This is a genomic window from Polaromonas sp. P1_F4 (assembly GCF_056405675.1).
This window is the reverse complement of sequence record NZ_JBFUBP010000003.1, coordinates 440361-452142: the sequence shown is the minus strand read 5'-3', so window position 1 is coordinate 452142 and position 11782 is coordinate 440361. Positions and strand designations below refer to the sequence as shown.

Genomic DNA, 11782 nt, shown 5'->3' with positions numbered 1-11782 from the left:
GCTCTCCTCTGATCGCAGGTGCTTCTTCACGGTGTTGCGAGCCAGGCCTGTACGCCTTGAGATCTCGCGGATGGACATCTGATCCCGCAATGCCCAACGTCTGATGACATTCAATGTCGCCACGTCTATCACTCCTAATTTCCCCCTGCTTTTAAAACAAGCAGAGTAGTGCCTACGTGGGTCAGTTTTGGATGGAAATTACTGCGCTAAGTGGATCAGATTTCGACGGAATTCAACAATGACGGTTATCTCAAACGTTTACGCTACGCGCAGCACGTACTTGGCATCAGCAATGAAACGAGGCAAAAGACATGACGCTTAAACGGATGGACAACGTCCTCATCGTGGTCGACGACCTTGAAGCCGTCAAGGCGTTCTTTATCGAGCTGGGCCTCAAGCTTGAGGGAGAGACGACCGTCGAAGGGCCTCTGGTCGGCAGCCTGATCGGGCTCAAGGATGTGCGGGCCACCCTTGCGATGATGCGCACGCCCGATGGGCAGGGCATTGAGCTGGACAAGTTCCACACGCCCGACGCGATCCGGTTCGGACCTGTGGATGCGCCGGTGAACACGCTGGGCTTTCGTCGCGTGATGTTCGCCGTCGATGACATTGATGCGCTCGTTGCGCATATGCGTACCCATGGCGCCGAGCTCATTGGTGAAATGCAGTACGGAGACACGTACCGACTGGACTACATCCGGGGGCCTGAGGGCATTATTGTTGCGCTTGCCGAGCAGCGCGGTGGTGACTGACGTGAGATTAACGTGGGTTGAAGCCTGCCCCAGGTTTGGCGACTTTTCACGCCGTCTTCACCACCGTCACAAACTCCGTCCCACTCTCAGGCAACCAGACCTCCCCAAGCCGGCCCAGTATCTGCCGCACGCTCGCCGCAGCACGCGGCATGGTGATTACTTCAAACTTCTCCGTGGTTGGGTCAAAGCGCAAGAGGGCGTTGCTGCTCCACTCTGAGGCCCAGACAATGTCTTTGTGGTCAACGTACACGGCATAAATATGCGGTTCGGTGCCGGGTGCCTTCCAGGCGCGCCAGCTGCTGGGGCCTGAGCCCAGTGCGGGGTCGTGCATTGAGAGGTTGCCGCTGTTCCATTCTGATACCCAGATGCGGCCCCTGCTGTCTGACCAGACGCGGCGGGCGCCCTGGCGGGGTGTGGGTGGCTCGACGATGCGTGACTCGCCGGTCTTGCGGTCCAGCTGGGCGATGAAGGAGCCGGCCAGCGAGCACCACCACACGTCGCCCTTGGGTGTGGCGCAGATGCCGTAGGGGCCACGGCCGCGTGGGGACTCTTTCACGGTGACGGTGYCGCTGCGTACCTCTACCTTGCCGACGTAGCCGCTTTGCCCGGTGAACCAGAGGTTGCCGTCGCCGTCGAAGGCGCAGGTGTTGAGGTTGGCATACGGCGTGCCGGCGGGCAGGGGGTAGACCTTGACTTCACGCGAAGGCCAGGCCACGCGGGCAATCGCGTTTTGCCCACCATCGGTCAGCCAGGCTGCGCCATCAGGCCCGGCAATCACGCCGTGGGGTGATGAGCCATTGCCCAAGGCCACCAGGTCTGACTTGCCGGTGCGTGGGTCAAACCAGCCGAGGTGGCCGCTGCGCTGGGCCGAGAACCACACGCCGCCATCAGGCGCAGGTGCGATGTCGTGAATGCCGGTGAAGGTGCGGGCGTTGAGCGGCCACGATTGAAGGCGCACGGTGCCGGGTGTTTGCGCATGCGTGGCGGCCGGCAAACTCAAACCGGCCAGGCCCGCCAAACTGGGCAGAGCCACCAACGCGGTGCGCCGGTTGATCTGGGTTGGGCCTGATTGTTGAGGGGTGTGGGATGAAGCGCGCGTCTGCAATGCCATGGCAAAACCTCCTGCGCATCTTGCTGCATGCGCTGAACACGGTGAACGGCGGTGAAGGGTGGTATCTCTCTGGCATTTTGGCGGCAATGCGCGCCGCCATCAAGCTCACTTGTCTGTACTCAACTCGCGCACGTGGTCTGCATTGGTGGTGCTGCGGGCGCCCTTGAGGTGCATCTCTACGTTGGTGGCCTTGTCGCCCACGGCGGCTACGGCTTCGCGAAGCTGCTCCTGTGTGATGTCCAGCTTCTTGAGCCACTCCGCAGTGGTGGCTTTGTCATTCAGGTTGATGCGCTCAGGCTGTTCGCCTGCATGTGATTGGGGTCTATCGGTATTAGCCATGGTGGTTCACTCCTTGCCTGCTAAGGTAAAAGACCACATTAGCGCGCCTGGCCCACCATGTTTGTAGGCCATTGCCGACTTGATGGGTTTCAGCCTGTGAATGGGGCGCATCGGCGCAAGTCGGGGGTATGGCCTACGCCCTGCGCGACCTATGTTCCCGCCGAACCGGGCCCTCGCCTTACTTGCTGGCCTGCGACACCAGCACGGGCTTTTCGCGGTAGACCTCGGGCATCACGGTCTTCAGGTTGGCAATCTTGGGCAGGTCAAACCTTGCGATGTAAGGCTGGTTCGGGTGCAGGGTGGCGTAGTCCTGGTGGTAGGCCTCCGCGGGGTAAAAGGCGGCCAGCGGCGCGAGCTGCGTGACGATCCTGTTCGGGAAGGCCTTGGCGGCGTCGAGCTGGGCGATGTAGCTTTCGGTCACCTTCTTTTGTTCGGCGTCTTTGTAGAACACGGCAGAACGGTATTGCGTGCCGCTGTCGGGACCCTGGCGGTTGAGTGTGGTGGGGTCGTGCGCCACAGAAAAGTAAATCTGCAGCAGCTTGCCGTAGCTGATTTTTTTCGGGTCGTAGGTGATTTGCACGGCCTCGGCGTGGCCGGTGCGACCCGAGCCGATCTGCTCGTAGGTGGCGGTGGCCTTGTCACCGCCTGAATAGCCCGAGACAGCGTTGAGCACGCCGTCGGTGTGCTGAAACACGGCCTGCACGCCCCAGAAGCAGCCGCCGGCAAACACGGCGGTGGCGGTGCCTGCCTGTGCGGTGGCTGCCGCGTCAACCGCAGGTGCGGGCAGCTTCACGGCTTTTTCTTCCGCGGCGCGGGCGCTGGTGCCCATGCCCCCGCCAATGAATGCCCACGTGGCCAATGCCACAGCGCCAAGGGCGAAAAGGTATTTGTTCATTTTTATGCTGCCTTGAAGTTAAGGGCCACGCCGTTCATGCAATAGCGCAGGCCAGTGGGTTTGGGGCCGTCATCAAACACATGGCCCAGGTGCCCGCCGCAGCGGCGGCACAGCACTTCGGTGCGTTTCATGAAGAGGGTGGTGTCGGTTTCTTCGACCACGGCGTTGTTCATCGCCTGCCAGAAGCTGGGCCAGCCGGTGCCGCTGTCGAATTTGGTGGCGGATGAAAACAGCGGCAGGTCGCAACCGGCGCAACTGAAAACGCCGGCGCGCTTTTCTTTATTGAGCGGGCTGGTGAAGGGGGTCTCGGTGCCTGCCTTGCGCAGCACGCGGTACTGGTCGGGCCGCAGCAGCTTTTGCCATTCGGCCTCGGTGCGGGTGACTTCATAAGCGCGTGCGGCCGCGTGGGCGGGTGCGGACGCCAGCAGCCCGCGCAGGCCAGCGGCCATGGCGGCGGAGAGGGCGCCAAGTCGGAGCAGGGAGTTTCTGCGGGTCATCATGCGTTGGCCTCTTTCGGTGGGTTGTTGTATTGCTTGCCGTGAACAGGCGGCATGACGGTTGGTCGGTGTGGCGCGGCGTTTCTTACGGATGACGACGCCCCTGGTGCGAAAGATTGGATGACGCTGTGCCGGTTCAGTTCCGTGCGGTGATATGGCGGGCAGGCTGAAATTGCTATCAATACAGTAGCTGCTCGCGCCCGTACTTATTGGGCTAAAGGCCGATTTGATGCATAAAAATGGCACTGTGGGCAACGAAATTGGCCCCAAAAGCGCTCGCAGGGCCCACAACGGCTGAAAACAGGCAAAAAAGAGGCAAAAACAGGTCCAGATGCCACCAAAACTGCCCCGCAGGACGCTATTAAAACAGTAGCTGCTCGCGCCCGTTTTCATTGGTCTTGAGGCCGATTTGGTACTTGAAAAAGGCCTCCTGCAAGCCGCCGAAGCGGCGTTTCCCCATGGCGCGCGTTTTTCGCAGCGCCGCAGTCCTACAGGCCCGTTTACGCCTCCCATTTAGACTTGCAGGCAATGATGAAACAGCTCCTGACCCAACTTCGCGACTTTGCGGCCACCATTCCTGGCCGCTTGCGCCACCCTACCAAACGCGGCGTGCTGCTGACACTGGCGGCCATTCCGGCGCTGGTGCTGCTGTATGTGCTGATCCTGATTCCGTTCACGCCCAGCATCAACGACCTGCTGAAAGCCAAAACCGCCAAGCCCTCGGTGGTGATGTCGTCTGACGGCCAGGTGCTGGCGGTGTTCAAGCGGGCCAACCGCGACTGGGTGAAGCTCGAAGACATTTCGCCCAGCGTGGTGGACGCGCTCATCGCCACCGAAGACCACCGGTTTTACGACCACCACGGCCTGGACATCAAGCGCACGGTGTCGGCCGTGCTGCACACCGCCGTCGGCAAGACGCAGGGCGGCTCGACCATCACGCAGCAGCTGGCGCGCAACCTCTACCCGGAAGAAATAGGCCGTTCGTTGTCGATCACGCGCAAGCTGAAGGAGGCCATCACGGCTTTCAAGATAGAGGCGGTTTATTCCAAGGACGAAATCCTGGAGAGCTACCTCAACACCGTGCCCTTTTTGTACAACGCCTACGGCATTGAAATGGCGGCGCGCACTTATTTCGACAAATCCGCCAACGAGCTGGACGTGCTGCAAAGCGCCACGCTGGTGGGCATGCTCAAGGGCACGGCCTACTACAACCCGGTGACCAACCCCGAGCGCGCCATGCAGCGCCGCAACACGGTGCTGGCGCAAATGGTCAAGCACGAGAAGCTGCCCGCAGCCCAGCTGGACGCGCTGAAAAAGAAACCGCTGCGCATCGACTTTGAACGCCAGGACGAAGAGCTGGGCTCGGCGCCGCACTTGGCACAGCAGCTGCGCCGCTGGCTGATTGAATGGGCCGACCGCAACGACTACAACATTTATGCCGACGGCCTGGTGCTGCGCAGCACCATTGATTCACGCCTGCAGGACATGGCCAACAAGGCGCTGGCGGTGCAGGTAGACCGCTTGCAAAAGACGGTGGCCGGTGACTGGCGCTTTAACTCGGGCTGGAAGGCCAAGAGCGGCGCGCCGCGCGAGCTGGCCCTGGCCTTCATACGCGACACCGCCGAATACAAGGCCCTGCGCACCAAGGGGCAGGCCGACGACCAGGCCACCAAGGCGCTGTTGGCGGACGCGGAGTTCATGCAAAACCTGAAGGACGACAAGACGCGCCTGCAGGCCGGCTTCATGGCGCTGGACCCAACCAACGGCCAGGTCAGGGCCTGGGTGGGCAGCCGCGACTTTGCGCGCGACCAGTTCGACCACGTGCAGCAGGCGCGCCGCCAGCCGGGCTCGACCTTCAAGCCGTTTGTGTACGGCGCGGCGTTTGAAAACGGCGCCAAGCCGTCCGACGTGTACCTGGACGGCGAGGTGGAAATCCCGCTGGGCAACGGCGCTTTCTGGCGGCCGACCGACGGTGGCGGCCCCAGCGGCGAGATGATGACGCTGCGCCAGGGCCTGATGTTTTCCAAGAACACGATCACCGCGCAGGTCATGCACGCGGTGGGCCCGGCCAATGTGGCCAGGCTGGCCAAGGCCATGGGCGTGCGCCAGAGCAAGCTGGAAGAAGTGCCGTCTCTCGCGCTGGGCACCAGCCCTGTCACGCTGAGGGAAATGGTGGCGGCCTACGGCACGCTGGCCAATGACGGCCGTTATATAGAGCCCGTGATCGTCACGCGGGTAGAAGACCGCAACGGCAAGGTGCTGGAAGCGTTTGAGCCCAAGCTGGCCGAAACCGTGATGCCGGCCACCGTGGCGCAGACGCTGCTGGACGTGATGCGCGGCGTGATTGACCAGGGCACGGGCGCCGCCATTCGCAGCCGCTACGGCATACAGGCCGACGTGGCCGGCAAGACCGGCACGACGCAGGGCAACACCGACGGCTGGTTCATCATGATGCATCCGCAGCTGGTGGCCGGCGCATGGGTGGGCTTTAACGACAACCGCGTGACCATGGCTGACAGCTATGGGCAGGGCGCCCGCAGCGCGCTGCCGATGGTGGGTGAGTTTTTCCAGGGTGCCATCAAGGCGAAAGTGGTCGACGTGAACCTGCGCTTTCCCGCACCCGTGGGTTCTGCCGTGACGGACCAGGAGAGGCAGCGCATCGAGGCCCTGTTCAATGGCGCCGAGCCGCCGCAGGAACGCCAACCAGGCCAGACCGGTGACGGCGGCATGCCCCAGCCCTTGGGGCAGCAAAGCGTACTGGGCGCGCCGTCTACCGACGGCGGCCCGCCGCGCGTGTGGCAGCCGGCGCCGGTGATCAAATACATCACCGTGAACGGGCCTGCCGCAGACGGCACGCCTGCACCCGGTGCACCGGGCGTGGTGCTGCCACCCGAGCAGCCGCGGCGTGTGCAGCCTGAAGGTACGGTGGAAAGCGTGCCTGTTGTGCCGGGCGTGGTGGTGGGTGCGCCCATCTCACCGCGCTAGCGCTGCGCAGGCGCACGCGCACGCCAGGTTGCTATTAAATAAATAGCTGCTTGCGCCCGTACTGATTGGGCTTCAGGCCTTTTTCTCTTGAATTATTGCAAGGCGGCGCGCGACGTCAGCGTCTGGCTTTGCGCGTCGCTGCCTGCGGGCCGGTGTTGACAAAGCTGGCGTTGCCCAGCCCGGTACCCACCGTCAGCACGGCCCAACGCTTCACGCCCTGCATGAAGGGCAGCTCAGACAGGCCCTGCACCACGGCATCGTTGTGCAGCCGCACCTGGGTGGTCCGGCCGTCCTGGCGCGGCAGCAGTTCGCTGAGGTCGTGCGCCAGGTTAAAGCGCGGGCTTTCCCAGTTGCCGGGCAGGTTCTGCGCGCCGGTGGCGATGGAGCCGTCGTCGCAGATCATGCCGGGGCAGGCCACCCCGACAAACGGCGCCAGGGTGATGCCTTTTCTGTCGGCCAGACGCTTGAGTTTTTTCAGCATGGCGGCAATGCCCTGCACCAGGTGTTCGCGGCGGGTCACATCGTCGTCGCCGCGGTGGCCCCACTTTTCCAGGCCCGCCACGCGCACGTCCGACAGGTCGGGCGACTTGTTCAGGCGCGGCCGCACAATGCCGCAGCGCACGTTGGTTCCGCCAATGTCTACCGCCAGGAAGCCGCCGTATTGCGACAACAGCTCGGGCGGCGCCAGGTGCACCCAGCCGATCAGCCCGCCTTCGTCGGGGTGGTGGCGCAGCGTCATCAAATGCACGCGGGCGTTTTGCTGGTAGAGCAGTTCGGCCGCGCGGTCGATGGCCAGTTCGCCCACCAGGCTTTGCTGAAAGCCGCCGCCCACCACGATGCGCTGCACGCCGTGCCATGTGGGGTGCGCCAGAAAACGCCGCACCACACGCACCAGCTGCCAGGCGTAGTCTTCCGATGCTGCGGAAATTACGGCGGCGGCCTTGCCGTCGCGTTGAAGGAGCAGGTCGAGCCGCTTTTTGCTGATGGCGGGCGTGGGCTTGGTGCCCAGCACGTCTTCACCGCTGATGCGTTGAAAAAGCCGGCGCCAGACTTCCAGCATTTCGCTGTAGGCAACGCGGCTGACGGTGTCGCCCAGAAAGCGCTCGCCGTCGTGCAGCTCCAGGCTGTAGCCGTTGATCGTCACGGCAGGCAGCTTCAGCTGGCCGTGCAACAGGTCGTCAGGCAGGGAAGCGGGGGAGGCTTTGCGCGGCATGTGGAGGCGTGTTGTGCTGTGGTGGAAGGTTTCATGATGCGGGCAAGGCGTGCCGCCGGCTATCAGCCAACGCGCCTGAACGCGTCAGCCAATGGCTGGTGTACGCGGCGATTTGCGCGCAAAAAAAACGGCCGGGAAGAGCCGGCCGATGGTGGGTGTGCAGCGTTTTATTGCTGCTTAGCGGCCCAGGGGGTCGCGGTTTTTGTCCAGATCCTTCTGGATGTCTTCTGCGTTCTCACGTGCGTCGCCGGCGGCCTTTTGTGCCTTGCCCTGGAATTCGCGGGCATGGCCCTTGGCCTGCTGTTCGGTATTGCCGACCAGCTTGCCGGTGTGTTCCTGCACTTCACCGGCAACTTCCTTGATCTTGCCTTTGACCTGGTCCTTGTTCATGGGATGTACCTTTCAGAGAGTTGCGCCATGGAAAATTCCATGCAGTTCAAGATAGCCCGCCGGCCCAGACCGCGCCGAAGGCATCGGGCCCATAGCCGTGTGGGTGTGTGCCTACAGGGCCTTTCGACGCACGCCTGCTACGGGTCGGGAAACAGTTGCAACAGAACGTTCGTTGCGTCAGGATTAAACTGGCATTGCAGACAATGGACTGTGCTTTGAAGTGACCGTGCAGTGGAGGAAGGAAGAAAAAAGTCATATGAAGAAATTAGCCATCGTTTTAGGGGCCCTGGTGTCCGGGGCTTCCCTGTGGGGCGCGCCAGCCGCCCCCACCACATGGTTTACCGTGATGGGTGACCCGGCTGACCCGGCCGTCAATACCATTGAGGTAGACCCGACCCCCATTGCCGCCAACGGCGACATGCGGGCCATGCAGGTACGCGTAAGCCGCGCGCTGCAACGCACCAGCTGGGACGGCGTGCCCTACCGTTCGTATGTTTCCACCGTGTTGTTTGACTGCGCAGACAAGAGCGCCAAGTACGTCACGCTGGCGTTTTACGTGCAGCCCCTGTGGAAAGGCGAGCCGTACAAGACTGTGACTTACCCCAACGAAGTGGTGCGTCCCATGGAGTTCCGCGACGTGACGCCCAACCCGACCCAGCGAATCATTCGCGCTGCATGCGAAACCGGCAAAATTACCACCAACTAGCGGCCATGTGGCGGCGCTGGCGGGTTGTGCCCCGCTTGTGCCTTTGGGGCGCTCGGGCTACGATGGTTTGTCGCTTACGCATGGGGCGTGTCCGGCGACTATCTTGAAGAAGGGTCCTGCATGCCGCAACTCATTGCAACGGTCGAAGGCGTCGAAATCAAGCATGTGTACCTGACGAACGACCGCACCACGCTGGGCCGCAGGCCCTACAACGACATCATCTTTGACAACCTGGTGGTCAGCGGCGAGCACTGCGTGTTCCTGCTGAAAGGCCTTGCGGACGTGTACCTTGAAGACCTGGGCAGCACCAACGGCACCTACCTCAACGGCCACATGGTCAAGTCGCGTGAGCTGCTGCACGACAACGACATCATCAATATCGGCAACTTCCGCATCCAGTACCTGGCCACCTCGCGGCACGAAGAAGAGGCTCCGCGCGAACATCAAACCACCGCCATGGCGCTGGACGCGCTGGGCCTGCCCGGCACCAGCGGCACGATGCACGCGAGCCTGAAGGTGTTGTCGGGTTCGTCAGCGGGGCTGGAGGTGCCGGTGGTCAAGGCCGTCACTACCTTCGGCCAGCCCGGTGTGGCCGTGGTGTCGATATCGCACCGGCGCGACGGCTACTACGTGGCGCACATGGACGGCGAGAAGCCGCCGACCTGCAACGGCAAACCCATCGGCGTGAAAGCCATTCCGCTGGCCCATCACGACATACTGAACCTGGCCGGAACCGAGATGGAGTTTTTACTCAAGAGCGCCGAGGCCTGAGCGGACCGGGGGCGTGCAGGCTCGCTCAGATGGTCGAGTTGCTGATGCTGGTGGTGGGAAAGCCCATGGGCCTGCGTGAACTCCGTGGCCTGTAAGAAGGCGGCTCGCCGGCCAGGCGCCAGGCAAAGGCCCGTGCCAGCGCCTTCAGCTTGAGCGTGGACTTCAGATGTAGCGGCGTCATGCCGGTGCGGGTCAGGTCCGATGCGTTGCTGGACACGCGTGACAGGCGGCGCTGCTCCAGCGCTGTGACGGGTTTGCGGGGCATGGCTGAGCGTGGCGTCTTTTTGATCGCCGCCTGCGTGGCGGCAGCACCAGTGAATTTTTCGCGCAACAGCGTGGCCTCGGGCCGGCGCTGGCTGTCCACAATCCAGTAGGGAATGCCGGCGCGGCCCAGCAGCTCGCGCTTGAAAGCATGCTTGCGGTCTGCCAGCTCGCCCCGGCCCAGCACGTCGACGCAGCCGAGCACAGCGCCCTTGCGGTCGGCCACGGCGCAGGCAAAGCTCACGGTGCTCAGCAGCGCCTGCCAGTGCGCGTCGCCGCCGCGGCTGTTGGGTTCAATAAAGCCGGTAAAGGGCACCTTGATCAATACATGGTGGTCCGGAAAAATGTCTGCCAGCCAGCGCCACACCGCGAGCTCGTCGCGGCTGGTGAGCGGCTTGCGGCGCAGCGCGTGGTTGCGCGCCACCTTCTTGCGGGCCGACACCACATGCGAGAGCCAGCGTTCATAGCCCAGCGCCCCCAGGGCCACGCTGCCCACAAAGATAAAGAAGCCGATCAGAAAAGAGGTGCCGGTCATGGTGCTGTCCTGGTGCTGGTACTGCGTTGATGTGCCGGGCCGATGCGCTGCCTGTTTTGATGATGTGGGTGTATGACCCTGAGCGGCTGCGCGGCGCTGGCTGAAAATCCCAGCCGTGTTTATAAGGTACATTTTTCATTTTTCGGCAATATGGCCCAGAACATTTGTGAACGTTCGTATTAGGCCGTGCTGACCATCCGGCCTGTGCCGGCCAGAATCGCTTCACACGCACCCGCCTTCCCAACGTTGCTGATCCTCCTGATTCCTTCCTGATCCATGAAGAAACTCCCTGCCAGCGGCGGCCTTGTGTATTCCACCGATGCCGGACGCATGTGCCCCGGCTGCCGCCAGCCCACCTCTGCCTGCACCTGCAAGCAGCAGGCCGCACCCAAGGGTGACGGTGTGGTGCGCGTCATGCGTGAAAGCAAAGGCCGCGGTGGCAAAACCGTCACCGTCATCAAGGGCCTGCCGCTCGATGGATTGGCCCTGGCGCAGCTGGGCAAACAACTCAAGGCCGCCTGCGGCTCGGGCGGCACGGCCAAAGACGGCATCATTGAAGTGCAGGGCGACCATTGCGACACCGTCATGCAGGCGCTGCAAAAACAGGGTTACGCGCCCAAGCGGGCAGGCGGTTAGGTTTAGGCATGAAACCCGAAGACCTCCAGCTGCTGGTGACCCGCGAAATGCCTTTCGGCAAACACAAGGGCACGCTGATCGCCGACCTGCCCGGCAACTACCTCAACTGGTTCGCCCGCGAAGGTTTCCCCAAAAGCGAAATCGGCCGCCTGTTGCAGCTGATGCAGGAGATCGACCACAACGGGCTGAAGCCGCTGCTGGATCCGTTGCGGCGGTAGTCGGTCGGTCAATCACCGCGAGACTCTGGAAGCTTCGCAATCACCTTGATCTCAAACTGAAAGCCATAGAGCCAGGTCACGCCGACACCTGTCAGCGTAGGGTGCGGTGCGTTGCCCCAGTAGTCGGGCACCACTTTCCAGGCTGTCTCGAACACCGATTCCGGATCCACCATGAAGACTGTGACGTCGACCACGTCGTCAAAGGTGCAGCCTGCGGCCTTGAGGATGGCGTTCAGGTTGTCGAAGGCGAGCCGGACCTGCGCCTCCAGGTCGGGCTCGGGGGATCCGTCTTCGCGGCTGCCAACCTGCCCTGAAACGAACAGGAAGCCGTTGGACTTCACCGCCGGTGAATACCGGTTGCGTTCATAGAGGGCCTGGCGCCCGGGGGGAAAAACGACTTCACGCTGGGTCATAAAAATCTCCTTCATAAAGGGCCATGGTCGGCCCGTGGTTAACGATGAAAGAACTTTAAA

The 11782-nt window shown here is 62.7% G+C and carries 15 protein-coding genes; 6 read left to right on the top strand and 9 right to left on the bottom strand.

What is annotated here, in order from left to right; genetic code table 11:
• Nucleotides 1-132, bottom strand: a 132-nt coding sequence (locus tag AC1DYQ_RS09725; protein ID WP_477686630.1) for a winged helix-turn-helix transcriptional regulator, incomplete at its 3' end; no start/stop codon positions are given.
• Between the two features lie 179 nt (nt 133-311).
• Here AC1DYQ_RS09725 and AC1DYQ_RS09720 point away from each other — a divergent pair.
• On the top strand, nt 312-752 hold the full coding sequence (locus tag AC1DYQ_RS09720; protein WP_477686613.1) for a VOC family protein: 441 nt from the start codon (nt 312-314) through the stop codon (nt 750-752).
• 46 nt (nt 753-798) lie between these two features.
• Here AC1DYQ_RS09720 and AC1DYQ_RS09715 read toward each other — a convergent pair whose 3' ends face one another.
• The 4 genes from AC1DYQ_RS09715 to msrB all read right to left on the bottom strand — a co-directional run bounded on the left by AC1DYQ_RS09715 (nt 799) and on the right by msrB (nt 3597).
• Entirely contained in the window at nt 799-1863 is a 1065-nt protein-coding gene (locus AC1DYQ_RS09715) for a Vgb family protein (RefSeq protein ID WP_477686612.1), read from the bottom strand.
• A 105-nt stretch (nt 1864-1968) separates the two neighbouring features.
• Nucleotides 1969-2202, bottom strand: a complete 234-nt coding sequence (locus tag AC1DYQ_RS09710; protein ID WP_477686611.1) for a DUF3606 domain-containing protein — start codon at nt 2200-2202, stop codon at nt 1969-1971.
• Nucleotides 2203-2380: 178 nt separating this feature from the next.
• Nucleotides 2381-3097 (bottom strand): peptide-methionine (S)-S-oxide reductase MsrA, encoded by a 717-nt coding sequence (gene msrA, locus AC1DYQ_RS09705; RefSeq protein ID WP_477686610.1) that lies wholly within the window; start codon nt 3095-3097, stop codon nt 2381-2383.
• A gap of 2 nt (nt 3098-3099) precedes the next feature.
• Entirely contained in the window at nt 3100-3597 is a 498-nt protein-coding gene (gene msrB / locus AC1DYQ_RS09700) for a peptide-methionine (R)-S-oxide reductase MsrB (RefSeq protein ID WP_477686609.1), read from the bottom strand.
• A gap of 528 nt (nt 3598-4125) precedes the next feature.
• On the opposite strand from msrB, the gene AC1DYQ_RS09695 reads away from it, so the two are divergent.
• Nucleotides 4126-6579: a penicillin-binding protein 1A gene (locus AC1DYQ_RS09695; protein ID WP_477686608.1), complete on the top strand. Its 2454-nt coding sequence runs from the start codon at nt 4126-4128 to the stop codon at nt 6577-6579.
• A 115-nt stretch (nt 6580-6694) separates the two neighbouring features.
• On the opposite strand, the gene AC1DYQ_RS09690 is transcribed toward AC1DYQ_RS09695, so the two are convergent.
• Together AC1DYQ_RS09690 and AC1DYQ_RS09685 are read right to left on the bottom strand one after the other, a co-directional pair.
• Nucleotides 6695-7792, bottom strand: coding sequence for an ROK family protein (locus AC1DYQ_RS09690; protein ID WP_477686607.1), 1098 nt, complete (start codon nt 7790-7792; stop codon nt 6695-6697).
• 177 nt (nt 7793-7969) lie between these two features.
• Nucleotides 7970-8182, bottom strand: coding sequence for a CsbD family protein (locus AC1DYQ_RS09685; RefSeq protein WP_477686606.1), 213 nt, complete (start codon nt 8180-8182; stop codon nt 7970-7972).
• Between the two features lie 256 nt (nt 8183-8438).
• Between AC1DYQ_RS09685 and AC1DYQ_RS09680 the strand changes: the two genes are divergently transcribed.
• Together AC1DYQ_RS09680 and AC1DYQ_RS09675 are read left to right on the top strand one after the other, a co-directional pair.
• Nucleotides 8439-8888, top strand: a complete 450-nt coding sequence (locus AC1DYQ_RS09680; RefSeq protein WP_457278742.1) for a surface-adhesin E family protein — start codon at nt 8439-8441, stop codon at nt 8886-8888.
• Between the two features lie 120 nt (nt 8889-9008).
• Nucleotides 9009-9659 carry an FHA domain-containing protein gene (locus AC1DYQ_RS09675; RefSeq protein WP_477686605.1) on the top strand — a complete coding sequence of 217 codons (651 nt, stop codon included), beginning with the start codon at nt 9009-9011 and terminating at the stop codon, nt 9657-9659.
• A gap of 25 nt (nt 9660-9684) precedes the next feature.
• Here AC1DYQ_RS09675 and AC1DYQ_RS09670 read toward each other — a convergent pair whose 3' ends face one another.
• The gene (locus AC1DYQ_RS09670) at nt 9685-10455 is read right to left on the bottom strand and encodes a PDDEXK family nuclease (RefSeq protein ID WP_477686604.1); all 771 of its coding nucleotides are present in this window, start codon (nt 10453-10455) and stop codon (nt 9685-9687) included.
• 276 nt (nt 10456-10731) lie between these two features.
• On the opposite strand from AC1DYQ_RS09670, the gene AC1DYQ_RS09665 reads away from it, so the two are divergent.
• Both AC1DYQ_RS09665 and AC1DYQ_RS09660 read left to right on the top strand, forming a co-directional pair.
• Nucleotides 10732-11091 (top strand): translation initiation factor Sui1, encoded by a 360-nt coding sequence (locus AC1DYQ_RS09665; protein WP_477686603.1) that lies wholly within the window; start codon nt 10732-10734, stop codon nt 11089-11091.
• 8 nt (nt 11092-11099) lie between these two features.
• Nucleotides 11100-11309 carry a DUF3820 family protein gene (locus AC1DYQ_RS09660; RefSeq protein WP_477649268.1) on the top strand — a complete coding sequence of 70 codons (210 nt, stop codon included), beginning with the start codon at nt 11100-11102 and terminating at the stop codon, nt 11307-11309.
• 8 nt (nt 11310-11317) lie between these two features.
• Here AC1DYQ_RS09660 and AC1DYQ_RS09655 read toward each other — a convergent pair whose 3' ends face one another.
• Nucleotides 11318-11722 carry a RidA family protein gene (locus tag AC1DYQ_RS09655; RefSeq protein WP_477649267.1) on the bottom strand — a complete coding sequence of 135 codons (405 nt, stop codon included), beginning with the start codon at nt 11720-11722 and terminating at the stop codon, nt 11318-11320.
• Nucleotides 11723-11782 lie beyond the last annotated feature (60 nt).

Excerpts from the sequence above, each read along its gene's own strand:
- msrA (WP_477686610.1), bottom strand. The coding sequence starts at position 3,097 with ATGAACAAATACCTTTTCGCCCTTGGCGCTGTGGCATTGGCCACGTGG.
- AC1DYQ_RS09655 (WP_477649267.1), bottom strand. The coding sequence starts at position 11,722 with ATGACCCAGCGTGAAGTCGTTTTTCCCCCCGGGCGCCAGGCCCTCTAT.
- msrB (WP_477686609.1), bottom strand. The coding sequence starts at position 3,597 with ATGATGACCCGCAGAAACTCCCTGCTCCGACTTGGCGCCCTCTCCGCC.
- AC1DYQ_RS09720 (WP_477686613.1), top strand. The coding sequence starts at position 312 with ATGACGCTTAAACGGATGGACAACGTCCTCATCGTGGTCGACGACCTT.
- AC1DYQ_RS09670 (WP_477686604.1), bottom strand. The coding sequence starts at position 10,455 with ATGACCGGCACCTCTTTTCTGATCGGCTTCTTTATCTTTGTGGGCAGC.
- AC1DYQ_RS09680 (WP_457278742.1), top strand. The coding sequence starts at position 8,439 with ATGAAGAAATTAGCCATCGTTTTAGGGGCCCTGGTGTCCGGGGCTTCC.
- AC1DYQ_RS09695 (WP_477686608.1), top strand. The coding sequence starts at position 4,126 with ATGAAACAGCTCCTGACCCAACTTCGCGACTTTGCGGCCACCATTCCT.
- AC1DYQ_RS09665 (WP_477686603.1), top strand. The coding sequence starts at position 10,732 with ATGAAGAAACTCCCTGCCAGCGGCGGCCTTGTGTATTCCACCGATGCC.
- AC1DYQ_RS09690 (WP_477686607.1), bottom strand. The coding sequence starts at position 7,792 with ATGCCGCGCAAAGCCTCCCCCGCTTCCCTGCCTGACGACCTGTTGCAC.
- AC1DYQ_RS09660 (WP_477649268.1), top strand. The coding sequence starts at position 11,100 with ATGAAACCCGAAGACCTCCAGCTGCTGGTGACCCGCGAAATGCCTTTC.
- AC1DYQ_RS09675 (WP_477686605.1), top strand. The coding sequence starts at position 9,009 with ATGCCGCAACTCATTGCAACGGTCGAAGGCGTCGAAATCAAGCATGTG.
- AC1DYQ_RS09710 (WP_477686611.1), bottom strand. The coding sequence starts at position 2,202 with ATGGCTAATACCGATAGACCCCAATCACATGCAGGCGAACAGCCTGAG.
- AC1DYQ_RS09685 (WP_477686606.1), bottom strand. The coding sequence starts at position 8,182 with ATGAACAAGGACCAGGTCAAAGGCAAGATCAAGGAAGTTGCCGGTGAA.